Here is a 23,762-nt window from a genome sequence, read left to right as displayed (position 1 = left end):
CGCCTGATAGGCCGCCATCGCGAGCAGGCTCGCTCCCACATTAGTACTGCGGACATCGGTCCAATGTGGGAGCGAGCCTGCTCGCGATGGCGTCAGTACAGACGGCGTAATTTACTTACTGGGTTTGACCGTCACCGGCGCCTTCCCGGCCTTCATCTGCTCCAGCAACGGCGCACACTGATTCGGCTCACCACCACTGGGCGCTATCAGCGCCAGCAACCCCGCCGCCGGTGCCGCAATCACGCCCAACGCCACCATCCCGGCCCCACGCAGCATCAGCGGCACGGCTTTCACACCGGCCTGCGGCTTGATGAACTTGCCCCGCACGTACAGTGGCGAGCGCAGCGATATCAAACGCCAGCCCTTCGACTCCGGCGTAATGGTCAGGTCAAGTTGTTCGGTCGCCATGTTCACGGTGCCATCAATGTAGACGATCGCATTTTCGGTATCGAAGACGAACAGGCGCGTGGTCGCCAGCCCGGTCTTGATGTCGAAGTCGGCCGCCGCACAATTGATTTTCACTTCTTTGTCGCCAAAGATTTTGCCGACCACATAGTTACCGACATTGAGCCCGGCCAGTTCCATCAACTCGCGGCTGATCGCACCGTCGTTGATAAGCATTTTCAAATTGCCGTTGGCGCTGCCCAATAGCTTGGCCACCGAATTGCCGCGCCCGGAAATATCGGCATCACCATTGAGCTCGCCGAAGCTGGTTTTCATGGGTTCGAAGGTCGGGAACAGTTGCTTGAGCTTGAATTTTCGCGCGGTAAGTTTGGCCTGGCCCTCCATGGGTTCGGTTCTGCCATTCAAGCGAATCTGCGCCTCCAGATTGCCACCCGCCACACCAAAGCGCAGGGGCGCGAGGCTGAGCACGCCGTCGGTCAGTACCAAGTGCGTAAAGAGGTCGTTGATCGGCAGTTTTTCGCTATGGATGATGCGCTTGCCGGTGAATTCAACGTCGGCGTCCATGTCACGCCAGCGCTCAGTCCTGAATTCTTCGACCGGCAACACTTTGTCCGTCGGCTGCTTGCTGTCGCCGCCACGGACCTGTTGCTTGGCATTGGAATCGGCACCAATCAGAGGTGCCAGGTCGGCGAACAACAGTTGCTCGGAGAGCAGTGAACCACTGAGTTTCGGCCTTGGCTGACTGGCGACGTAAGTCAGGCTGCCGTGAATGTCACTCTCGCCGATCTTGCCGTTGAACGCTTCATAGCGGTAAACCGCGCCACTCGGTTCATGCAGCTTGGCAATCAGGTGCCCGTCGGTGGCGTACGGCGACGTATCCGGCAGTATCACGCCGGTCAGCGGGTAGAGGTTGCCCAGGCTGGTGCCGGCCAGCTTCAGCCTCAAGTCCAGCGAGCCAAGGTTCAGGGGATCGGTCAGGGTGCCGGCCAGCTCTATGCGGGTGTCGGCAATCTTCATTTGAGCCTGCAGCGGAAACGGCCTGGTCGCGTCCTGCAGCGCCAGCAACCCGCCGATCTTGCCGGAGCCTTCGAGTTTCTGCGCGTGATATTGGCCTTTTACCTTGAGGGCGAACGCGTAATCCTGCGGCGCGCCACCCTTTTCAACCGCGGTTTTCGCTGCTTTGTCACCGACGATGTCGCTGAACGGGATCGGTTTGCCCAGCGGGTCGATCAGTACGTCGAGCTGAGTCTTCAGGTGCTGATCGTCAAGGATGACGTGGCCCTTGTCGAAGCCAATGGCGCCAATGTCGACCACCCAGTTCGACGGTTCGGCGTCGGGGTCTTTCGGATCGAATTTAAATGTCCAGTTGGCGCGGCCATCAGCCAGCCTCTGGAGGTCGGCGTTCGGTTCGGTCAAGTCGATGCGCGGGATCACCACCCGCTGGGCCAGCAAGGCCAGCGGCGAAATTCGTAGTTCTACGCGTTTGAGGGTGACCATCTGCGGTTGCTTCAACCAGTCCGGGTTGCCCAGGCTCAAGTCGTCGGCCACTACATGCGGCCACGGCACCCAACCCCGCCAGCCGCCCTCGTCAGGCTCACGCTGCCAAACCACCGCGAGGTTGCCATTGATGGCGAACGGACGGTGCAGCTCTTCAGAAACTTTAGTGTTGATAGCGGGTTTGATCCGGTTCCAGTCGAAAAACACGATGATCAAAACGAGTATCGCCAGCAGAACAACCAGGCTGGCAAAGGTCCAGGCAAAAATCTTGGGGGTGCGCGTCATTGCACAGGACTCCTGAATACGACTGCACGCCCCGACTGCGACGCACGTGTGAAACGTTAGGCCAGAACCGGCCTGCCATGACACCTAGGACTGGAAAAAAGCGTGCAGGTTTAACCGAAACGCCCATTAACGTTCAAATAATCGGTCCGGGGCACTTTGCTCACTTCAGGCAGCGTTAGCGACCCGCCCTTTTGTGCGGCGCGAGTGAGTCGAAACCACCCGTTCCAGGGCAAAACCACTCGCTGAAAACGCCCGTTTTAGAGCCTTGCAGCAGAACAATCAATTCCATTGATTATTACCATTGCGTTTATGAACTTTGATATCGATTTTTCGAGAGTAGCATTGCCTTCGTACCCACTTGATCGCCCTCCCACGGAGCAACCCATCATGAAACGCCAACTACTGCTAAGCCTGACCCTATCGATGCTAGCCAGCACAGCTTTCGCGCTGCCAGCCCCTGATCAGGCCGCTCCCCAAGTCAAAGACAACCACTCGGTGTTCAGCCAAACCGTCGCCGCAGATGGCTCCGATCGCACCCCACAAGGCCAGACCCTGGCTGAAGGCGGTTCCGACCGTACCCCACAAGGCCAGACCCTCGCTGAAGGCGGTTCCGATCGTACTCCACAAGGTCAAACCCTCGCTGAAGGCGGTTCCGATCGTACCCCACAAGGTCAAACCCTCGCTGAAGGCGGTTCTGATCGTACTCCACAAGGTCAAACCCTCGCCGAAGGTGGTGGTGACCGTGTAATCGAACGCAACAGCGCTACGAGCTAAGCCCTATGGCCGCCCTGAGAAAAAGCCCAATCCCCGGATTGGGCTTTTGACTTACAGAGCGCTGCATTTCCCCGCCTGAATCCCCGATAGTCGTTCGACGCCAGCGAAGCCGATTTGCTAGAGTGCGCCGCTGTCCTGTCCAGAAAACACCCTTGCGATGCTGCCCCGCGCCGAACAGAAACAACAAACCCGCAACGCCCTGATGGACGCTGCTCGCCATCTGATGGAGTGTGGCCGAGGATTCGGCAGCCTCAGTCTGCGCGAAGTGACCAGAACCGCCGGCATCGTGCCCACCGGTTTCTACCGGCATTTTGCCGATATGGATGAATTGGGCCTGGTGCTGGTGAGCGAAGTCGGTCAGACCTTCCGCGAAACCATTCGCCTGGTGCGCCATAACGAATTCGTCATGGGCGGCATCATTGATGCATCGGTACGGATCTTTCTCGATGTGGTCAGCGCCAATCGCTCGCAGTTTCTGTTTCTTGCTCGCGAACAGTACGGCGGCTCATTGCCGGTGCGATTGGCGATTGGCCGTTTGCGTGAAGACATCAGCTCGGATTTGGCGGCTGACTTGTCCCTGATGCCCAAGCTGCAACATCTCGACCTCGCGGGTTTGAGCGTGATGGCTGATCTGATCGTTAAAAGTGTGTTCGCGACCCTGCCGGACATTATCGACCCGCCGGCCGAGGCGCTCCCCGAACATTTGACGCCTCAGGCCAAGATCACCCAGCAACTGCGCTTCATCTTTATCGGTCTCAAACACTGGCAAGGCCTAGGCAGCACTGAATAACCCAGTGGGAGCGAGCCTGCTCGCGAAAGCGCAGTGTCAGTCACCTCCAATGTTGACTGTGCCGACGGCTTCGCGAGCAGGCTCGCTCCCACAAAAACCATTCAGCGCATCAAATCGGTGCAACTCAAATATCCTCGCACCACTTCCGCTCATAATCCTGCAACACCCCGAATCCCCCACTAAGCTCCGACAGGTATTTCCTACGTATCGCCCGATTGGCAAGCCCCTTGCTCTAGCCTGAGCATTGTCCACTGCTGGAAGCCTTCCGATGCTGGTGATTCATCGCAGAATCGACCCTCAACCCGTCTGGGCCGCCGAATTGCTCCTGACATTCGAAGCCCGGAGCAAAAGCCGTTTGCGCTGTTTCAGTGCTGAAGGTGAAGACGTCGGATTGTTTTTGGAGCGCGTTCAGCCGCCGCTGTATGACGGCGAATGCCTGCAAGCCGAAGACGGACGCATCGTGCGCGTCTGCGCCCGCCCCGAACAACTGCTGCACGTCACCTGCGCCAACGCGTTCGAACTGACACGTGCCGCGTATCACCTCGGAAACCGCCATGTCGCCCTGCAAATCGGTGATAGCTGGCTGCGCCTGCTCGACGATTACGTGCTTAAAGCCATGCTCGAACAGCTGGAAGCCAAGGTCGAAAACATCGAAGCCCCGTTCCAGCCGGAACATGGCGCTTACGGTGGCGGCCATCACCATTCTCGGCACGGCGACGAAGACTTCAACTACCCGCCGAAACTGCATCAGTTCGGCGTTCGTTTATGAACCCGGCCTGGGCGCTTCTTCGCCTGGCCAGCCCGCAATTGCCGATTGGCGGCTACAGCTATTCCCAAGGCCTGGAAATGGCGGTGGACAATGGCCGTGTCAGCGATGCAGACGGCGCGCGACGCTGGATCAGCGATCAGTTGCTGCTGAACCTGGCACGGTTCGAAGCGCCGCTGCTGCTCGCCCATTGCGTGGCTGCCTTTGATGAAAACTGGGCCGAGTTGCTGCAACGCTGCGAAGAACACCGCGCCAGTCGGGAAACCCGCGAGCTGCACCAGGAAAGCCGCCAGATGGGTTATTCCTTGCAGCAACTGCTCAACGGCTTACCGGAGCTGGATGCTCCCGCACGCGCCTTCCTCGATCAACGACCCGAACCGCACCTGGCCCTCGGCTGGGCGCTGGCCGCCCGCGCCTGGGGGATCAGTCCGCAGGATGCGTTAGCCGCGTGGCTCTGGAGTTGGCTGGAAAACCAATTGGCCGTGCTGATGAAAACCTTGCCGCTGGGCCAGCAAGCCGCGCAACGCCTGACCAGCGAACTGCTGCCGCTGTTGCAACAAGCCCAGCAGGACGCCACCCGCATCAACCCCGAACACTATGGCAGCGCCGCGTTTGGCCTGTCCCTGGCGTGCATGGCCCATGAGCGCCAGTACAGTCGCCTGTTCCGTTCCTAGGGCCTTTTAATATGGAGAACCACATGAACACACAACCCCTTCGCGTCGGCATCGGCGGCCCGGTCGGTTCCGGTAAAACCGCCCTGACGCTGGCCCTGTGCCTGGCCCTGCGCGAGCGCTACAACCTCGCTGTCGTCACCAACGACATCTACACCCGCGAAGACGCCGACTTTTTGGTACGCAACGAAGCCCTGGCGCCCGAGCGCATCATCGGCGTGGAAACCGGCGGCTGCCCGCACACGGCGATCCGCGAAGACGCCTCGATCAACCTCGAAGCCGTGGATCAACTGAACCGGCGCTTTCCGGGGCTGGACCTGATTCTGGTGGAGTCCGGTGGCGACAACCTTTCGGCGACGTTCAGCCCGGAATTGTCCGACCTGACTATCTACGTGATTGACGTTTCGGCCGGCGACAAGCTGCCACGCAAGGGTGGCCCCGGGATCTGCAAATCCGATTTGCTGGTGATCAACAAAGTCGACCTCGCACCGCTGGTGGGGGCGTCGCTGGAGATGATGGACAGCGATACCAAGCGTATGCGCAACGGCAAACCGTTTGTCTTCAGCAACCAGAAAACCGGCCTCGGGCTGGAGGAAATCATCGCTTTCATCGAACGCCAGGGCCTGCTGACAGCGGCCTGATCACCACTTATCAACAAGGAAGCTTCCCATGACACTGAAACGCATTCTGGGCGCCGTAGCCCTGCTGCTGACTCCAGCCATCGCTTTCGCCCATCCGGGTCATGGCGAAAATGGCTTGATCGCCGGCATCAGCCACCCGATTGGCGGCCTCGATCACTTGCTGGCCATGGTTGCGGTCGGTTTGTGGGCGGCACAGCAAAAAGGTGCGGCGCGCTGGGCGCTGCCGTGCACTTTCGTCGGCACGATGCTGATAGGCGGATTAGTGGGGTTTGAAGGGCTGAACCTGCCGGCGCTGGAAAGCGGGATTGCCGCATCGGTGCTCGCGCTGGGCTTGGCCGTGGCGCTGGTGGTGCGTCCGCCCTTGAGCCTGGCGGTGGGCGCGACGGCGTTGTTTGCACTGTTCCATGGCGTAGCACACGGGTTGGAGTTGCCGGACATGTCGAGCCCTTGGGCGTATGCGGCCGGGTTTGTGGCGGCGACGGCGGTGTTGCATGCGGCTGGATATGCGGTGGTTCGCGTACTGCCGCAAACGGCGGTTCGGTTAGCGGGAGCGGCGTCGGCGGCAACCGGGGTCTGGTTGCTCGCAGGCTGATGATCGTTCCCACGCTCTGCGTGGGAATGCAGCCCGGGACGCTCTGCGTCCCAACAGCCGAACGCGGAGCGTCCGATGAGGCATTCCCACGCGGAGCGTGGGAACGATCAATGCGCTCACTCTGCTAACATGTCGCGCAATCAACCCTGCCGTGACGACGCCAGCCAATGCCGCCTGTTCCCCGTTCCGCCTCCCAGCCTGAATTGACCGCCCTGTTCGCTTCGGTGCAACAGCACTTCCAGGACGTGATCGTGCCACTTTGGCAAGGACCCGGCTGGAATGCCGACATGGCGTTGCCGTATGAAGCACTGGACGCGGAACATCAACCGCTGGCGCCTCAACGCTACCGGGCCATGGCCTGTGCGCGGCAGTTGTATGTGTTCTCCAGCCTGATTGGCCAGGTTCCGGCCGCCCAAGAGCGCGCTGCTGCGCTATTCCGGTCCCTGCAGCAGCATTTCCACGATGCTGAGCATGGCGGCTGGTTCTACAGCATCGATCCGCACGGCGCACCGCTCGATCAGCGCAAAGACCTCTATACCCACGCGTTCATCCTGTTTGCCTGCGCCCATTACTGGGACAAGGTGCGCGAGCCGTTGGTGGAATCGGTGCTCAATGCGGCGCTGGAGGTGATCGCTCAACGTTTCGCGACAGGCGACGGCCTGTACGAAGCCAGCCTCGACCGTGACTGGTCAACGCTCGACTCCGGACCACTGCAAAATCCCCTGATGCACTTGGCCGAAGCCTTCCTCGCCACCCTGTCTGTACGTGAAGACATCCCCGTGCAACGTGCACTTATTGAGTTATGCACAGGCATGCAGAAGCGCTTCATCGACCCGCAACAGAGTGTGTTGATGGAGAAGCCACTGGGGGCCGTGGATAACTGGTTTGAACCGGGGCATCAGTTCGAGTGGTATTTCCTGCTGGAGTCTTCGCCGTTGCTGCGCGACTCCATACTGCATGCGTCGCTCTCACGTGCATTTACGCGTACCGAGCAGCTGGGCGTTGATTCATATACCGGTGCAGTCGTGGCGATGCTCGATCTGGAGGGTTCTGCAATGGATGCCACCCAGCGCATCTGGGCTCAGGCTGAATACCTGCGCGCCCTGACCTTGAGGCCAAATAACGAGGCCTCTGTGCTGCGCCAGCTGCGGGCGTTACAGCAGCGCTTTCTGCATGCAGGGGGCTGGTATGAGTGTCGCGATGAAAAAGGCGAAGTCAGCCGCAAGGACATGCCATCGACGACGCCTTATCACTTGGCAACCTGCTATCGCGGGCTGGTTGATTATCTCGGCTAACTGACAGATAGCTTTCGCCGGCAAGCCGGTCTCGCTCCCACAGTTCAGCGCAATCCCTGTGGGAGCGAGCCTGCTCGCGATTGGCCGTTACACCGATTTACGCTCAATAGAAAAACCAGCCCACGTCTGACTCACCGGCATCAACTCAAGGCTGTTGATGTTGATGTGCGCCGGCGCGTTAAGCACCCAGAAGATGGTCTCGGCGATGTCTTGTGGCTGGATCGGCTCAGCCCCGGCATACGTTGCGTTGTAACGCTCCTGGTCACCGGCGAAACGCACCAGTGAGAACTCGCTCTCACACAAACCCGGCTCGATGTTGCTGACACGCACGCCGGTGCCTTGCAGGTCGCAACGCAGGTTCAGCGAAAACTGTTTAACAAATGCCTTGCTCGCGCCATACACGTGGCTGCCCGGGTACGGGTAGTTGCCGGCGATAGAGCCAAGGTTGACGATGCCCGCTCCACGGCCATGGGCAATCAGGCGCGGCAGCAACAAACGGGTGCTGTACATCAGGCCTTTGATGTTGGTGTCGACCATGGTGTCCCAATCATCGAGATCACACTTGGGCGCCGGGTCCACACCGAGCGCAAGGCCGGCGTTGTTGATCAGCCCACGCAGCTTGGCGAAAGACGGTGGCAGGTTGGCAATCGCTTCCTCCATGGCTTTGCGATCACGCACGTCGAGCACCAGGCCATGCACCTCTGTCTGTTTCGATAACTCGGCACACAGGGCCGTAAGGCGCTCTTCACGACGGCCTGTCAGCACCAATTTCCAGCCCGCCTCGGCGAAACGACGGGCACAGGCTTCACCAAAACCGGAGGTCGCGCCGGTAATAAACAGGGTGTTGGACATCGTGTTCTCCTTGCTTCGGCTGGCGGGCAGCCCTTGGAATAGAAAGTCAGCTGGCAGCATGCCCGGCCTTGCTCACAGCAGCAACCATCACAAAAGCTGTGCAAAAAACAACCAACCCGGTTAACGCCATACGCACCGTGGCTTGCAGCCATGTACGCGCACGTTATCCACAGGCCGGTCCACAGTTTCCGGGGGCAAGTGGAAATGCTGGAGGCCGCTGTGTACAAGGCTTTGCGGGGAGTCTGGAAAGTTTTTCGCTTGACCCTCGCAGGTTCGCGGTGTAGCCCATGGCATTTTGCACGATTGCCCCTGCAAACCAGCGATGGCGCCAAGCCAGTAACGACGGCCCTTAGCCGAGTCTTTCCAGAGTTTAACCACAGACTTATCCACAGGCTTATCCTGCCCGTTTCACCCTCCTTTGGCCTCCAATAAAAAGGTTGACAACGCCATCCTCCAACCCTCTAAAAACACCTGATCAAAAAATGACCATATCGCTGAAAGCCACGTATTTAAAGGCGTCCAGCCAGCTACTCCCACGTTATTCACAGCCAGCTCCACAGCAAACGGGGACAAGTCAAAACAGTGATAAAACAACTGTTTACAGCGGCTTTATGTCGCGCTTTGAGAGCTTGTGAATATTGTTTTCCACAATTTCGAGAAAGCGCCCGAAGCCCCCAGAGGGAGGGAGCCTGCTCGCGATCGCGGTGCGTCACAAAAAGCATACGGATCGCTCCCACAGGGAATGGTGACGAATCGAGAATTGATCATGAAGTGATTTACATCCGCCCCCCTAATTACACCCGGGATGACGACGGCGCACACTCGATGGGGGGATATTTGCCGGCCAAAAATCGGTTCTTGAAAATCAGGCCAGGGAAATGATTCAACAAACTTTGCCCGCATCACTAATCGGCCTCACAAAACAGTAAACGCTCGCCGGCATTATAATACCGACAAGCGTCTCAGGTTCGTGACGACAGCATTCAGAATAATTTCTTCATTTCCTCTGTAAAACTAGATACTTTTTTCTCTGGATTCTTCGTGCACTTCTCTACATATACAGGAAGAACTTCTGCTATAACTTTTTCTTTAGTGAAAGAACCCCCATTTGAATTAATATTCTTGTCGACTGAAAACCAGAGTGCGATTGGGGCTTGGGCTGGCGGGGGCGTTACAAGGAACTCCTTACACGTCATATCATCGGGATTAGTCGACGCGGCATAAACAGTACTGACGGAGGAAATAACCAAGCTAGCCAGGGCCATTTTGCAAAAAAACTTATTAGTCATTTTAAGCATCTCCACAGACTTGGATAATACCTCTATATATAAGAGGTAAATCGTTCATTGATTTTCGCTAAAAACAAGAAACTTAAATTTAGCGGCACTACAAGTGCACGATGGATAAGTATAGACGGTTTCACGCATTGTCAATATCTATTTTATACAGACACCAACAACACTATAACCGGATAAGCTTTTACATACAGCCCCCATAAACCCCAACTAGATTAGAGATAACTATTAGTTGCACCGTTTAATATAATAGTTTCACCAAACAACCCATAAACACTAAAGTCCCAACCCACACTGTTCTTTCCACCATAAAAAAAAAGCCCCGACGATTGCGCGCCGGGGCTTTTGCTCAACTACGCAGACTCAATGACCGCCGAGATAAGCGTTACGCACCTCTTCGTTCACCAACAGCTCTTTACCGGTGCCCGTGAGGCGAATCTCACCGTTGACCATCACGTAGGCCCGATCCGACAACCTGAGGGCGTGGTTGGCGTTCTGCTCCACCAGAAAGATCGTCATGCCGGTCTTGGCCAGCTCCCGCAGGGTCGCGAAGATCTGTTTCACCACAATCGGCGCCAGGCCCAGGCTCGGCTCGTCAAGTAGCAACAGTTTCGGCCGGCTCATCAACGCACGCGCGATGGCGAGCATCTGCTGTTCGCCGCCGGACATGGTCATCGCCCGCTGGTTACGCCGCTCTTCAAGTCGCGGGAACAACTCGAACATCCGTTGCATGTCTTCCTTGGCGTACTTGTCACCGATAGGGATGGTGCCCATCAGCAGGTTTTCCTCGACGGTCATGTCGGGGAACACCCGCCGGCCTTCCGGCGACTGCGCTATGCCGTTGGACGCGATGTAGTGCGATGACTTGTGCGTGATGTCCACGCCCTGATAGATGATCTGCCCGTCAGCCGCACGCGGCTGGCCGAAGATCGACATCAGCAGGGTCGACTTGCCCGCACCGTTGGAGCCGATCAGGCTGACGGTTTCACCTTCATTGATGTGCAGCGAGACTTTCTTCAGGGCCTGGATTGGCCCGTAAAACACGTCCAGTTCCTTGAGTTCGAGGATGGGTTGCGTCATACCACTTCCTCTTCGTCGGCGCCCAGGTAGGCTGCAATCACTTTCGGGTCGTTGCGGATAGCGTCGGGACCGCCTTCGGCGATTACGATGCCGTGGTCCAGCACCACGATGTGGTCGGAAATACTCATTACCATGCCCATGTCGTGTTCGATCAGCACCACGGTCAGATCGTGCTCGTCACGCAGCAGCCGGATCATCGCGCTCAGCGCTTCGGTTTCCTGAGGGTTGAGGCCGGCAGCCGGTTCGTCGAGGCAGATGATCTGTGGACGGGTGCACATGGCCCGGGCAATTTCCAGTCGGCGCTGTTGGCCGTAGGACAATTCACCGGCCAGGCGGTTGGCGCAATCCACCAGGTCCACCACTTCCAGCCAGTAGAAGGCGTGGTCCAATGCATCGCTTTCAGCCTTGCGGTAGCCCTTGGTATTGAGGATGCCGGCCAGCATGCTGCGGTTGACCCACATGTGTTGGGCCACCAGCAGGTTTTCCAGTACCGACATTTCCTTGAACAGGCGAATGTTCTGGAAGGTCCGTGCCAGACCGGCACGGTTCACCAGGTGGGTGCCGCCGAAGGCCTTGTAGAACAGCCGACTGGCGAAGGATTTTGGCGAAACGAAATCGGTCGGTTTGAACGATTCGCCCAGCAATTTGATGACGTTGGTCTGTTGCCCACGGATGTTGAGTTCGATCTTACCGCCCGAGGCCTTGTAGAACCCGGTCAGGCAGTTGAACACGGTGGTCTTGCCGGCGCCGTTGGGGCCGATCAGGGCGAAGATCGAGTTGCGGTGCACCTTCAGGCTGACATCGCTCAGTGCCTTGATGCCGCCAAAGTGCATCATCAGCTTCTCGACCGAGAGTACGACTTCGCTCATGGCGCTACTCCTTTACGCGGGGTCACACCGGTACGGCTGATCCGAATCAGGCCGCGCGGTCGCCAGATCATCATCAACACCATCAGGATGCCGAACAGCAGCACGCGGTATTCCGCGAAACCGCGCAGCAGTTCCGGGGCGACGGTCAGCACGAAGGCTGCTATCACCACGCCGATGGTCGAGCCCATGCCGCCGAGTACCACGATGGCGAGGATCAGGGCCGATTCAAAAAAGGTGAACGAGGTCGGGTTGACGAAGCCCTGGTAGGTGGCGAAGAACACGCCAGCCAGGCCGGCTGTCGACGCGCCGATGGTGAACGCCGAGAGCTTCACCAGCACGTGGTTCAGACCCATGGAGCGGCAGGCGATTTCGTCTTCACGCAAGGCTTCCCAAGCGCGGCCAACGGGCATACGGGTCAGGCGGTGCTTGATGTACAACACGGCCAGCACAACCAGGAACAACACCGCATAAATGAAGTAGTACTTCACGTCAGGGTTGTAGGCGATGCCGAAGAACTCGTGGAACGGTACACCACCGTCTTTCGCCCGCTTGCCGAACTCCAGACCGAAGAACGTTGGCAGCGGGGCCGCCATGCCGTTCGGGCCACCGGTCAGTGACAGCCAGTTGTTGAGGATCAAGCGGATGATTTCACCGAAGCCCAGGGTCACGATCGCCAGGTAGTCACCGTGCAGACGCAACACCGGGAAACCGAGGATGCAGCCGGCAAGACCGGCGGTAATTGCCGCCAGCGGCAACACCGTCCAGAAGCCCAGACCGAGATACTGGTAACCGAGCGCCAGGCCATAGGCGCCGATGGCGTAAAACGCCACGTAACCCAGGTCGAGCAGGCCGGCCAGGCCGACCACGATGTTCAGGCCCAAACCGAGCAGCACGTAGATCAACCCGAGGATGACCACGCCCAGCAGGTAGGAGTTGGAGAAAAACGGAAACACCACGGCAATGGCGATCATCAGCGGGATGATCCAGCGCAACCGGGATTTGTAATCGGGCGGCAGTACATGAACCCCGGAGCCGGTGGTTTCAAATCCTTCGAGGATTCTCAGGCCCTTGGGGGTTTGCAGGAACAGGCTCAGGGCAAAACGACCGGCCATGACGATGGCGACAATCCAGGCCACCCGGGTCGTTTCCAGGTTGAAACCGTAGCCATCGAGTACGACACCGACTATCGGCCCGAACACGATCAGGGCAATGAGGCCGGCAAGAATCGCGTCAACCAGACTTTTTTTGATTTCGATGGTTTTTTTAGTGGTTGAAGACATCGCTTACACCTTCGACACAAGAGGACGGCCGAGCAGGCCTTGGGGCCGAAAGACCAGAACGAGAACCAGCAACGAGAAGCTGAAAACGTCTTTGTAGTCCGAGTTGACCAGACCGGAAAACAGCGACTCGGAAATCCCGAGAATGATCCCGCCGAGCATGGCGCCCGGTAGCGATCCGATCCCGCCGAGTACCGCAGCGGTGAACGCCTTGATCCCGATGATGAAGCCGGCATAGAAGTCGAATGTGCCGTAGTTCATGGTGATCAGCACGCCGGCCAGGGCCGCCATTGCTGCACCGATGATGAACACGTAGGAAATCACCCGATCGGTGTTGATCCCCAGGATCGAGGCCATCTTGCGGTCTTGCTGGGTGGCGCGGCACATGCGGCCGAGCTTGGTGTACTTGATGATGTAGGTCAGCAGGGCCATCCCGGCAAACGCTGCAACCAGGATGAAGACCTTGGTGTAGGTCAACTGCACAAAACCCGAGCCGATATCGACACGCCAGGCCCCCGTCAGCAAGGTGGGAACACCCTGTTGCTTCGCGCCTTGGGCGATCTGTGCATAGTTTTGCAGGATCAGCGAAATACCGATGGCGCTGATCAGCGGAGCCAGTCGGGTGGAGTTACGCAGGGGTTTGTAGGCGACGCGCTCGATGACCCAGCCATACACCGCCGTGACGACGATGGTGAAGATCAGTGTGCCGAGCATCAGCAGCGGGAAAGATTCGATACCGAAGTAAGCCAGCAGAGCCAGACTGATTGCCGCCAGGTAAGCAGAAATCATGTAAACCTCGCCGTGGGCGAAGTTGATCATGCCGATGATGCCATAGACCATTGTGTAGCCGATGGCGATCAGGCCATAGACCGACCCGAGGGTCAGGCCGTTGACCAGTTGCTGCAGGAAAATACCATCCATAACGCAATCTCACGCAATGAGAACCTGCACACCTGTGGGTGTGCGGTTCTTCTGGAAAAATACAGATGTACGTCGGAGCGATGTCAGACACGATCAGGCAGGCCACCACTGGCCCCTGCGGGCTGGCTTGCCCACGAAAGCGGTGTGTCAGGCAACTTTGATATCGACTGACCTGGCGCATTCGCGGGCAAGCCCGCTCCCACAGGGGATCTGTGAGGTTCAGCTGATCGAGTCAGCCCTTACTTCTGTTTTTCCAGCTGGTGGTATTTGCCGTCCTTGTCCCACTGGTAAACCACGTAGTCGGACACTTTCAGGTCGCCCTTGGCGTCCCAGGTCTTCTCGCCCATGACGGTTTTGACTGGGTTTTTCTTCAGCCACTCGGCGGCTTTCTCGCCACTGTTGGATTTGGCGCCATTGAAGGCCGCAGCCAGGGCCTGGACCGAAGCGTAGGCGTACAGGGTGTAGCCTTCAGGCTCGGTACCGGCCTTGCGGAATGCGTCTACCACGGCCTTGCTTTCTGGCAGCAGGCGTGGGTCGGCGCCGAAGGTCATCAGCACGCCGTCGACGAATTGCGGACCGCCAGCGGTGGTCACCAGTTCGTCGGTCACGATGCCGTCATCGGACATGAATTTGACGTCTTTGAGACCTTGTTCACGCAGTTGACGAACCAGAGGACCGGCTTCCGGGTGCAGGCCACCGAAGTAGACGACATCGGCGCCAGCGCCGCGGATTTTGGTCACGATGGTGCTGAAGTCTTTTTCACCACGGGTCAGGCCTTCATACAGCACAGGGGTCACGCCGCGCTTGACCAGCTGAGCCTTGGTGGCATCTGCCAGGCCTTGGCCGTAGGTGTCCTTGTCGTGCAGCACGACAACCTTCTTGCCCTTGAGCACGTCGACGATGTAGTCGCCGGCCACGATGCCTTGCTGATCGTCACGCCCGCACATACGGAACATGGCGCTCAGGCCGCGCTCGGTAACGGCCGGGTTGGTGGAGCCCGGGGTAATTGCGATGATGCCCGCTTCGTCATAGATCTCGGAGGCCGGGATGGTCGACGAGGAGCAGAAGTGACCGACCACGCCTGCGACTTTCTGGTTGGTCAGGTCCTTGGCGACCGTCACAGCCTGTTTCGGTTCGCAGGCGTCATCGCCCTTGACCAGTACGATTTTTTCCCCGTTTACGCCGCCCGACGCGTTGACCGCGTCGGCTGCAGCCTGTGCACCCTTCATGTACTGCTCGCCAAATGCCGCGTTGGCGCCTGTCATCGGACCCGCCACACCGATTTTCACATCAGCTTGTGCAAACGCAGAAACACCCAGCGCAGCTGCCACTGCGAGGGCCAGAAAGCCTTTCTTGTAAAACGTCTGGGACATGAGGTGGTGCTCCAAGGTTTTTTTTTAGTTGGCACTGCGATTTCTCTGAATGCTCAGAGCAAGGGCCGTGCCATCGGTTTTTTATTCTGAGAAAAGTCGCTGCCTTATTGTTTTTTCGACAATTTCGGTCCCATTTTCATTGGGCGTGCAACCGTCTAAACCGCGGAAGGTGAAACCATTTATTTTTAATGGCGCAACCCACATGCGCCATCATTGCAACCGCGGCGCCAAACAACGTGCAACCAGCCTGTAACACCGTTCGTCACCGAAGTGCACACTGCTGGTGCGGGACTGCTACAACCCGCACCATGACAGGCTAGTCGCTGCGCCAAAAAGCGCCGCTAACAGCAACAAATTTCAACAATCAGATAACGATCCGCAAGCACTGGCCTGCGTGATACAGCGAAAATCCGGCCTCGTACAAACAGCTACGCAACCCTACCCCCGCCAATGGCTGCATGGGGGCGAAAGGTATCGGCAGCGCTTGAGGATTTCCGTTACACAAGTAATCGGCGAAGGCTTTGCCAACTACTGTACCGGTCGTCACACCTCGACCGTTGTAACCGGTGACGGCCACTAAACCGGGCGCCGGTTCGAACAGACGCATCAAATGATCGGGGGTGAACGCGATGCACCCGGTCCAGGTGCATTCCCACTCCACCGGTTTGAGGTAGGGAAAATAGTGCTGCTGAACGCGGTCGGCCCATGCCTTGAGAAACCAGGCCGGCTTCTGATTGCCATTACCGAGACTGCCGAGCAACAGACGCCCGTCCTTGTCGCGACGAATACTGCTGAGCACCTGGCGGGTGTCCCAGGAACCCTGGCCGCCGGGCAGAATCTGTTGCGCGGCGTCTTCGGTCAGCGGGACCGACGCCACTTGGTAGTAGTAACCGGGGAAAAAGTTGCGCCGCAGCTCCGTCCAGTCGCCTTCGGTGTAAGCGTTGGAGGCGATCACGACTTTCTCGGCCATGACCGAGCCCTGAGCGGTTTGCACCGACCAGCGTTGGCCCTGACGTTCGAGCCGGGTGACCGGGGAATGGTCAAACAGTTGGCCGCCGAGACTGATAGCGGCTTTGGCCAGCCCGGTGGTATAGGCCATCGGATTGAGGGTGCCAGCACGTCGGTCCAGCAACGCCGCGGCGATTTTTTTTGTGCCCGTTGCCTGCTCACAGGCTTGCCCGGTCAGTAGCTCGACCGGTGCTCCGCGACGTTTCCATTGTTCTTCACGGCTGCGCAAATCCGCTTCGCCACGGGCGTTATGCGCCATGTGCAGCGTGCCTTCGCGGCGTAACTGGCAATCGATGTTGTACTTGTCCACAAGGCTGAACACCAGGGAAGGCGCCGCGCCGAGCATGCGATTGAGCTGGCTGCCCACCGCTTCGCCGAATCCGGCTTCGATGTCGTCCGGTGCAATCCACATGCCGGCGTTGACCAGGCCGACATTGCGCCCCGAGCCACCATGGCCGGCGCGATGCGCTTCCAGCACACAGACCGACTTACCTTGTTCCAGCAGATGCACCGCCGCCGACAGACCGGTGAAACCGGCGCCGATGACGCAGACATCAACTGTCACTTCACCCTTGAGCGCCGCGTTGTCGGGCCTTTGCGGCGTCAGTTTTTCCCACAGACACTCTTCGCGTAACGGCATTGCACGCTCCTGTCGGAGCAGCTAAAAGCCTCAAGCTTCAAGCCGCAAGCAAGTCTGCTTGGAGCTTGAGGCTTGAAGCTTGAGGCTGCTCAATCGAATGTAATACCCTGAGCCAACGGCAACTCCAGCGAGTAGTTCACGGTGTTGGTCTGGCGACGCATGTAGCCGCGCCATGCATCGGAGCCCGATTCACGACCACCGCCGGTTTCTTTCTCGCCACCAAACGCGCCACCGATTTCTGCGCCGCTCGGGCCGATGTTGACATTGGCGATACCGCAGTCGCTGCCTACCGCCGACATGAATTGCTCGGCTTCACGTACATCGGTAGTGAAGATGCAGGACGACAGGCCTTGTGGCACGGCGTTGTTCAGGCGCAGGGCTTCGTCGAAATCCTTGTAGCCGATCACGTACAGAATCGGTGCGAAGGTTTCGTGGCACACCACATCGCTCTGCTCCGGCATTTCAACAATGGCCGGCGCGACGTAGTAAGCGTTGGGGAATTTGTCTTCCAGTTGGCGTTTGCCACCGAACACGCGACCGCCTTCGCTCAAGGCCTGCTCCAGCGCGTCCTGCATGTTTTCGAAACTTTGTTTGTCGATCAGCGGGCCGATCAGGTTGCCTTCCAGCGGATGGCCGATGCGCACTTTGGAATAGGCGGCTTTCAGGCGGGTGACGATCTCTTCCTTCACCGATTCGTGCGCGATCAGGCGACGCAGTGTGGTGCAACGCTGACCGGCGGTGCCGACGGCGCTGAACAGGATGGCGCGAACGGCCATGTCCAGGTCGGCGCTTGGGCCGAGGATCATGGCGTTGTTGCCGCCCAGTTCCAGAATGCTGCGAGCAAAACGCGCGGCGATTTTCGGCGCCACTTCGCGACCCATGCGAGTGCTGCCGGTGGCGCTGATCAGCGCGACACGCGGGTCATCTACCAGCGCTTCGCCAGCATCGCGGCCGCCGATGATCACTTGGCTCAGGTGTGGCGGGGCATCGCTGAAGTTTTTCAGGACGCGGTCGAACAACGCCTGGCAAGCCAGCGCGGTCAGTGGGGTTTTCTCGGATGGTTTCCAGATCACCGGGTTACCGCACACCAGCGCCAGCGTGGTGTTCCAGGCCCAGACCGCGACCGGGAAGTTGAACGCACTGATAACGCCGACGACGCCCAGCGGGTGCCAGGTTTCGCGCATGTGGTGGCCAGGACGCTCCGAAGCAATGGTCAAGCCGTATAGCTGGCGGGACAGGCCGACGGCGAAGTCGCAGATGTCGATCATCTCCTGAACTTCACCCAGGCCTTCCTGGGTGATCTTACCGGCTTCCCAGGACACCAACTCGCCGAGGTCGGCCTTGTATTCACGCAGGATGTCGCCCAGTTGGCGCACCAGTTCGCCACGACGGGGCGCCGGAACCTTGCGCCACAGTTCGAACGCATGATCGGCACGACTGATGTGCTGTTCGACTTCAGCAGCACCTTCCCAGTTTACGGCGGCGATCCGGCTGCCATCGATTGGCGAATGCACCGGCACTTTGCCGTTCTGGTACAGGGCCGGGTTCACACCAAGACGATCAAGCAATGCGGCAACCATGGGTTACTCCTCAAGCAAAAAACACAAAGGGTGCAGCCGGAATCATCACGGCTGATCAGACCTGTAGTTTTAGCGCCCCGGAGGTTACCCAACAAACGACGATTAAGAGAGATATCATTCCGTTTATTCATGCTACGAATTGCTGGTAAGAAAGAAACAAGAAAAGGACTACCCATGCTGAATAAACGCTATCTGCCGTCAATCACAGCCTTGCAGTGCTTCGAGGCCGTGACCCGGCATTTGAGCTTCACCCGGGCCGCCGAAGAGCTGAACCTGACCCAGAGCGCCGTCAGTAAACAGGTCGCGCAACTTGAGGAATTGTTGCAGCACTTGTTGTTCCGCCGCGTGCGCCGACGCCTGCAAATGACACCGGCCGGTGATTTGTACCTGGTGGAAGTACGAAAAATCCTCACCCAGGTCGAGATGTCGACCCATTACCTGCGTTCCTACGGCGGCGAGACTGAAGTTTTGCGCGTTTCAACGCCGCCGACTTTCGGTGCGCGCTGGCTGGTACCTCGCCTGAAAGGCTGGCGCCTGCGCCATCCGTCGATTCACCTGGACCTGTGCAGCGAGCAGGAAGCAGACGATTTACTGCAAGGTCGCAGCGATCTGGCGTTCTACTTTGGCCAAGGCTCACGGCCCGGCACCGAATGCCTGAAGCTGTTTGGTGAAGAACTGGTACCGGTCTGCGCACCGGGCAGCCTGCCGGACACGCCGTTCACCGACCCGACGCAACTCACCGACCTCGTCCTGCTGCAAAACGCCTCCCGCCCCCAGGCCTGGCACGACTGGTTCGACAGTCAGGGCTACCACACCGAACACAGCTACCACGGCCCGCGTTTTGAAACCTTCTACATGTGCATCCGCGCCGCTCAGGTCGGCTGCGGTGTAGCGCTGCTGCCGAGGTTTCTGGTGGAAGAGGAATTGGTTGACGGCAAACTGGTCATACCGTGGACACACGCGATGCCCAGCACGGATGCCTATTACCTGGCGTATCCCGAACATTCGGCGGAAGTGCCCAAAGTGCGTGATTTTGTGAAGTGGATGCTGGAGCAGATTGATAGTCCCACCTCCACAGACTGACCCTTGTAGGAGCAGTCGAGTGAAACGAGGCTGCGATCTGGTCTTGGTTAATTAACTGGATCAAAGGATCGCAGCCTCGTTTCACTCGACAGCTCCTACATAGGCAACACAGAAATCACTGGCAATCTTTACCAGTGATATGCGCCACTATCCCCATTCAATGCGGAGAACCCCGTTATGAGCGAGCCCGTGTTTGGCGATCGCATCGTGCAGAACCTGCTCGACACCGACTTCTACAAACTGACGATGATGCAGGCGGTGCTGCACAACTACCCGAACGTCGAAGTCGAATGGGAGTTTCGTTGCCGCAACAGTGAAGATTTGCGCCCGTACCTGGCCGAGATCCGATTCCAGATCGAGCGCCTGGCGGAGTTGAGTCTGAGCGCTGATCAATTGGGTTTTCTGGAACGTATCAGTTTTCTGAAGCCGGATTTCCTGCGGTTTCTCGGGCTGTTCCGCTTCAATCTGCGTTACATCCACACCTGCATCGAAAACGACGAGCTATTCATCCGCCTGCGTGGGCCTTGGCTGCATGTAATTCTGTTCGAAGTGCCGCTTCTGGCGATTGTCACTGAGGTGCGCAACCGCTATCGCTACCGGGAAGTCGGTCTGGAACAGGCACGTGAACAGCTTTATCGCAAGTTCGACTGGCTGACCGCCAACGCCAGCAGCGACGAATTGTCCGAGTTGCAAGTAGCCGATTTCGGCACGCGCCGTCGCTTTTCATACCGCGTGCAAGAAGAAGTGGTGAATGTGCTCAAGCACGACTTCCCCGGACGCTTCGTCGGCACCAGCAACGTGCACCTGTCCCGGGAACTGGACATGAAACCGCTGGGCACCATGGCCCATGAATGGATCATGGCCCACCAGCAACTCGGTCCACGGCTGATCGACAGTCAGATTGCCGCGCTCGACTGCTGGGTGCGCGAATACCGCGGCCTGCTGGGAATCGCCCTGACCGACTGCATCACCACCGATGCTTTCCTCGGCGATTTCGATCTGTTTTTTGCCAAGCTTTTCGACGGTCTGCGCCACGATTCGGGTGACCCGGTGTTGTGGGCCGAGAAAGCCATTGCCCACTATCACAAGCTCGGCATCGACCCGATGAGCAAGACGTTGGTGTTTTCCAACAGCCTGACACTGCCCAAGTCACTGGAGATATTCCGTGCGCTGTGGGGCCGGATCAATGTCAGCTTTGGCATCGGCACCCACCTGACGTGCGACATTCCCGGTGTCGAACCGATGAACATCGTGTTTAAAATGACGGCCTGCAACGGCCAGCCCGTGGCAAAGATTTCTGATGAGCCTGGCAAGACTCACTGCAATGACCCGAATTTTGTCGCCTATTTGCGACACGTTTTCAAAGTACCTGCCGCCCTATCAAGCACATCTAGCAAGGAGTGAATTCATGCAAGCCGTACAGCGTGAGATTGCTGAGCAGCTCAAGGTTCAACCACCGTTTGCCGACGACGCCGCCCTTGAGGCTGAAGTCGCCCGGCGGGTTAGCTTCATTCAGGATTGTCTGGTCAATTCCGGGCTCAAGGCCCTGGTTCTGGGCATCAGCGGTGGTGTCGACTCGCTGACGGCCGGCCTGCTGGCCCAACGCGCCATGCGCGAATTACGCCAACGCACCGGTGACAAGAGTTACAAATTCATCGCGGTGCGCCTGCCATACGAGACTCAGTTCGATGAGCACGATGCTCAGGCCTCGGTGGACTTCATCGCCCCGGACGAGCGCCACACCGTGAACATCGGCCCGGCGGTCAAATCCCTGGCCAATGAAGTGGCAGCCTTCGAAGGCAAGCACGCAGTCTCGGTGGACTTCGTGCTCGGCAACACCAAGGCGCGGATGCGCATGGTCGCTCAGTACACCATCGCGGGCGCGGCCCATGGCCTGGTGATCGGCACCGACCACGCGGCAGAAGCGGTGATGGGGTTCTTCACAAAGTTCGGTGACGGCGCCTGCGACCTGGCGCCGTTGAGCGGGCTGGTGAAAAACCAGGTTCGGGATATCGCTCGCAGTTTCGGCGCGCCGGAATCACTGGTGGAAAAAATCCCGACAGCCGATCTGGAAGACCTGTCGCCAGGTAAACCGGACGAAGCGTCACACGGCGTGACCTATGCCGAGATTGATGCGTTTTTGCATGGTGAGGCGGTACGTGAGGAAGCGTTCAGGATCATTTGTGACACGTATAAAAAGACTCATCACAAGCGGGTGATGCCGTTTGCGCCATAAGGACGTCGGCATCTGTACCGACGCCTTCGCGGGCAAGCCACGCTCCCACAGGTATTGTGTCGGACGCCGATAATAGGCACGACGCAAATCCTGTGGGAGCGTGGCTTGCCCGCGATGAACGATGACTCGGTCAGATGCCGGGCACAAAAAAAGCGTCCCAAGCGGACGCTTTTTTTATGAGCTCGATTTGATTACTTCAGCGTAACCGTGCCTTTCATCATCGAGATGTGGCCCGGGAACGAGCAGAAGAAGCCGTACTTCTCGCCAGCAGCGAGCTTCGAAACGTCAAAGGTCACCGAATCGGTTTCGCCAGCGCCTATGATTTTGGTGTGGGCGATGACGCGCGCATCACCTTCCGGCAGATAATTCTTGTCGATGCCTGCGGCCATGCCAGCAGTAGCGAGCGGCTGCATGTCAGCCTCTTTGCTCAACACCCAGTTATGACCCATGACATTCTTCGGCAGGCTGCCGGAATGTTTCAGATCCACGGTGAATGTCTTACAGCTCTTGTCGATGGTGATGTCCTTGGTGTCAAAAGACATCTGATCAGTGGAGTCGACAGTGACCTTGCATTCAGCAGCCATCAATTGGCTGCTGGCCAGTGTCAGCAGGGATACCGCAACAAGTTTGGCAAACATGGTGAATCTCCAAGGCAGGGTTAATAAAAAGTGCGAATGGACAGAAGACTGCCTGAAATCTTCGCAAGTTCCTATGACCTGAATCAAAAATTGTATACAACTTTTGGGCTATGAGCCCCATCGACACAATCTACCAGCCAGGCGTCTGGCACGGCCCTACTATCAAGCCGTCATCCTTTATCTGGAGCGTCTGTGATGTCCTTGAATAGCCTGTTGTGCAGCTTGTTCGCCGCCTACGCCTGTGGTGCCAGCGGCACCTGTGAAACACCCCGGCGCGAGGCTTAACCCTTGGAGCGTAGCTGACCTGCCTTTATTCTGTTGGCCATCCCGACCTTGGAGTAAGGCATGTCTTTAACGTCTGTTTGTGTATTTTGCGGCGCCAGCACCGGCACCCTCCCAGCCTATCGTGAAGCGGCTGTGGCCTTGGGGCGCTCCTTGGCCGAACGCAAGTTGACCCTGGTCTATGGCGGCGGCGCCGTGGGCCTGATGGGGATTGTTGCCGATGCTGCACTGGCGGCCGGCGGTGAAGTAATCGGGATCATCCCGCAAAGCCTCAAAGACAAGGAAATCGGCCACAGTGGCCTGACGCGCCTGGAAGTGGTAGACGGCATGCACGCGCGCAAGGCGCGGATGGCCGAACTCAGTGATGCGTTCATCGCTCTGCCCGGCGGCCTGGGCACCCTGGAAGAACTGTTCGAAGTCTGGACCTGGGGCCAGCTCGGCTACCATGGCAAACCGCTCGGTTTGCTGGAAGTGAACGGTTTCTACAGCAAATTGACCGGTTTTCTTGATCATATCGTCGGCGAAGGCTTCGTTCGCGCACCGCACCGTGACATGCTGCAAGTGAGCGAATCACCGCAAACCCTGCTAGATGCACTGGACGCCTGGCAACCGTCGGTCCTGCCAAAATGGACCGATCAAAAACCCAGCTAACGGCTCGGCACCGATACAGGGCAGAATATGCGCCGCTCAACCTCACCTTCGACCCCAGAGGATCGCCCATGGCTAAACCTAATTATTCCTTCGCCAAACGTCAGAGAGACTTGGCCAAGGAGCAGAAGAAAGAGGAAAAGCTTCAGCGCAAGAAAGCTACAGCTGAAGAAGAAGCAGCAGCACTGAACCCGGATGCTGAAGGCGAAGTGGCTACAGACGAAACTGAAGCACCGAAAGATCAGGCGCCCGACGCCTGAGACC

At 58.2% G+C, this 23,762-nt stretch carries 23 protein-coding genes; 12 read left to right on the top strand and 11 right to left on the bottom strand.

Annotated elements, in window-relative coordinates:
• Positions 1 to 111: 111 nt before the first annotated feature.
• A complete protein-coding gene (locus PMI22_RS07975; protein ID WP_007947552.1) occupies positions 112 to 2,187 on the bottom strand; it encodes an AsmA family protein in 2,076 nt (691 codons plus the stop codon).
• Positions 2,188 to 2,574: 387 nt separating this feature from the next.
• Between PMI22_RS07975 and PMI22_RS07980 the strand changes: the two genes are divergently transcribed.
• From PMI22_RS07980 to PMI22_RS08010, 7 genes are all read left to right on the top strand, one after another.
• A complete protein-coding gene (locus tag PMI22_RS07980) occupies positions 2,575 to 2,961 on the top strand; it encodes a hypothetical protein (protein WP_007947551.1) in 387 nt (128 codons plus the stop codon).
• A gap of 157 nt (positions 2,962 to 3,118) precedes the next feature.
• Positions 3,119 to 3,751, top strand: a complete 633-nt coding sequence (locus PMI22_RS07985; protein ID WP_007947550.1) for a TetR family transcriptional regulator — start codon at positions 3,119 to 3,121, stop codon at positions 3,749 to 3,751.
• A 268-nt stretch (positions 3,752 to 4,019) separates the two neighbouring features.
• The gene (ureE, locus tag PMI22_RS07990; protein ID WP_007947549.1) at positions 4,020 to 4,520 is read left to right on the top strand and encodes an urease accessory protein UreE; all 501 of its coding nucleotides are present in this window, start codon (positions 4,020 to 4,022) and stop codon (positions 4,518 to 4,520) included.
• Complete coding sequence (locus tag PMI22_RS07995) at positions 4,517 to 5,191, top strand: urease accessory protein UreF (RefSeq protein WP_007947547.1); 675 nt, start codon at positions 4,517 to 4,519, stop codon at positions 5,189 to 5,191. The genes ureE and PMI22_RS07995 overlap by 4 nt, the downstream gene beginning before the upstream one ends.
• Before the next feature lie 23 nt (positions 5,192 to 5,214).
• Positions 5,215 to 5,829, top strand: a complete 615-nt coding sequence (ureG, locus tag PMI22_RS08000; protein WP_007947546.1) for an urease accessory protein UreG — start codon at positions 5,215 to 5,217, stop codon at positions 5,827 to 5,829.
• 28 nt (positions 5,830 to 5,857) lie between these two features.
• A complete protein-coding gene (locus PMI22_RS08005) occupies positions 5,858 to 6,421 on the top strand; it encodes a HupE/UreJ family protein (protein WP_007947545.1) in 564 nt (187 codons plus the stop codon).
• A gap of 167 nt (positions 6,422 to 6,588) precedes the next feature.
• Positions 6,589 to 7,716 (top strand): AGE family epimerase/isomerase, encoded by a 1,128-nt coding sequence (locus PMI22_RS08010; RefSeq protein ID WP_007947544.1) that lies wholly within the window; start codon positions 6,589 to 6,591, stop codon positions 7,714 to 7,716.
• Between the two features lie 87 nt (positions 7,717 to 7,803).
• Here PMI22_RS08010 and PMI22_RS08015 read toward each other — a convergent pair whose 3' ends face one another.
• The 9 genes from PMI22_RS08015 to amaB form a co-directional block, all read right to left on the bottom strand.
• Positions 7,804 to 8,568, bottom strand: coding sequence for an SDR family oxidoreductase (locus tag PMI22_RS08015; RefSeq protein ID WP_007947543.1), 765 nt, complete (start codon positions 8,566 to 8,568; stop codon positions 7,804 to 7,806).
• A gap of 983 nt (positions 8,569 to 9,551) precedes the next feature.
• Positions 9,552 to 9,857 (bottom strand): HdeA/HdeB family chaperone, encoded by a 306-nt coding sequence (locus PMI22_RS08020; protein WP_007947541.1) that lies wholly within the window; start codon positions 9,855 to 9,857, stop codon positions 9,552 to 9,554.
• A gap of 369 nt (positions 9,858 to 10,226) precedes the next feature.
• Positions 10,227 to 10,943: an ABC transporter ATP-binding protein gene (locus tag PMI22_RS08025; RefSeq protein ID WP_007947540.1), complete on the bottom strand. Its 717-nt coding sequence runs from the start codon at positions 10,941 to 10,943 to the stop codon at positions 10,227 to 10,229.
• Positions 10,940 to 11,812 carry an ABC transporter ATP-binding protein gene (locus tag PMI22_RS08030; RefSeq protein WP_007947539.1) on the bottom strand — a complete coding sequence of 291 codons (873 nt, stop codon included), beginning with the start codon at positions 11,810 to 11,812 and terminating at the stop codon, positions 10,940 to 10,942. The genes PMI22_RS08025 and PMI22_RS08030 overlap by 4 nt, the downstream gene beginning before the upstream one ends.
• On the bottom strand, positions 11,809 to 13,092 hold the full coding sequence (livM, locus tag PMI22_RS08035; RefSeq protein WP_007947538.1) for a high-affinity branched-chain amino acid ABC transporter permease LivM: 1,284 nt from the start codon (positions 13,090 to 13,092) through the stop codon (positions 11,809 to 11,811). Before livM ends, PMI22_RS08030 begins: the two co-directional genes overlap by 4 nt.
• Before the next feature lie 3 nt (positions 13,093 to 13,095).
• Positions 13,096 to 14,010 carry an ABC transporter permease subunit gene (locus PMI22_RS08040; protein WP_007947537.1) on the bottom strand — a complete coding sequence of 305 codons (915 nt, stop codon included), beginning with the start codon at positions 14,008 to 14,010 and terminating at the stop codon, positions 13,096 to 13,098.
• 239 nt (positions 14,011 to 14,249) lie between these two features.
• Positions 14,250 to 15,383 carry a branched-chain amino acid ABC transporter substrate-binding protein gene (locus PMI22_RS08045; RefSeq protein ID WP_007947536.1) on the bottom strand — a complete coding sequence of 378 codons (1,134 nt, stop codon included), beginning with the start codon at positions 15,381 to 15,383 and terminating at the stop codon, positions 14,250 to 14,252.
• 364 nt (positions 15,384 to 15,747) lie between these two features.
• Positions 15,748 to 17,031, bottom strand: a complete 1,284-nt coding sequence (gene amaA, locus PMI22_RS08050; protein ID WP_007947535.1) for an L-pipecolate oxidase — start codon at positions 17,029 to 17,031, stop codon at positions 15,748 to 15,750.
• Positions 17,032 to 17,120: 89 nt separating this feature from the next.
• A complete protein-coding gene (gene amaB, locus PMI22_RS08055) occupies positions 17,121 to 18,611 on the bottom strand; it encodes an L-piperidine-6-carboxylate dehydrogenase (RefSeq protein WP_007947534.1) in 1,491 nt (496 codons plus the stop codon).
• Positions 18,612 to 18,785: 174 nt separating this feature from the next.
• Here amaB and PMI22_RS08060 point away from each other — a divergent pair, with 174 nt between their 5' ends.
• The 3 genes from PMI22_RS08060 to nadE all read left to right on the top strand — a co-directional run bounded on the left by PMI22_RS08060 (position 18,786) and on the right by nadE (position 21,930).
• Entirely contained in the window at positions 18,786 to 19,694 is a 909-nt protein-coding gene (locus PMI22_RS08060; protein WP_007947532.1) for a LysR family transcriptional regulator, read from the top strand.
• Between the two features lie 177 nt (positions 19,695 to 19,871).
• Complete coding sequence (gene pncB, locus PMI22_RS08065) at positions 19,872 to 21,098, top strand: nicotinate phosphoribosyltransferase (protein WP_007947531.1); 1,227 nt, start codon at positions 19,872 to 19,874, stop codon at positions 21,096 to 21,098.
• Positions 21,099 to 21,102: 4 nt separating this feature from the next.
• Positions 21,103 to 21,930 carry an ammonia-dependent NAD(+) synthetase gene (gene nadE, locus PMI22_RS08070; RefSeq protein WP_007947530.1) on the top strand — a complete coding sequence of 276 codons (828 nt, stop codon included), beginning with the start codon at positions 21,103 to 21,105 and terminating at the stop codon, positions 21,928 to 21,930.
• A gap of 191 nt (positions 21,931 to 22,121) precedes the next feature.
• On the opposite strand, the gene azu is transcribed toward nadE, so the two are convergent.
• On the bottom strand, positions 22,122 to 22,568 hold the full coding sequence (gene azu / locus PMI22_RS08075; protein WP_007947529.1) for an azurin: 447 nt from the start codon (positions 22,566 to 22,568) through the stop codon (positions 22,122 to 22,124).
• A gap of 345 nt (positions 22,569 to 22,913) precedes the next feature.
• On the opposite strand from azu, the gene PMI22_RS08080 reads away from it, so the two are divergent.
• Together PMI22_RS08080 and PMI22_RS08085 are read left to right on the top strand one after the other, a co-directional pair.
• Entirely contained in the window at positions 22,914 to 23,501 is a 588-nt protein-coding gene (locus PMI22_RS08080; RefSeq protein WP_007947527.1) for a TIGR00730 family Rossman fold protein, read from the top strand.
• A 68-nt stretch (positions 23,502 to 23,569) separates the two neighbouring features.
• Positions 23,570 to 23,758, top strand: coding sequence for a hypothetical protein (locus PMI22_RS08085; RefSeq protein WP_007947526.1), 189 nt, complete (start codon positions 23,570 to 23,572; stop codon positions 23,756 to 23,758).
• Positions 23,759 to 23,762: the final 4 nt, after the last annotated feature.

The sequence above is a fragment of the Pseudomonas sp. GM21 genome, from assembly GCF_000282215.1.
In the GTDB taxonomy this organism is placed as follows: domain Bacteria; phylum Pseudomonadota; class Gammaproteobacteria; order Pseudomonadales; family Pseudomonadaceae; genus Aquipseudomonas.
Note: the sequence above shows the minus strand (reverse complement) of the source record. Positions and strands in the feature narration are given on the sequence as shown.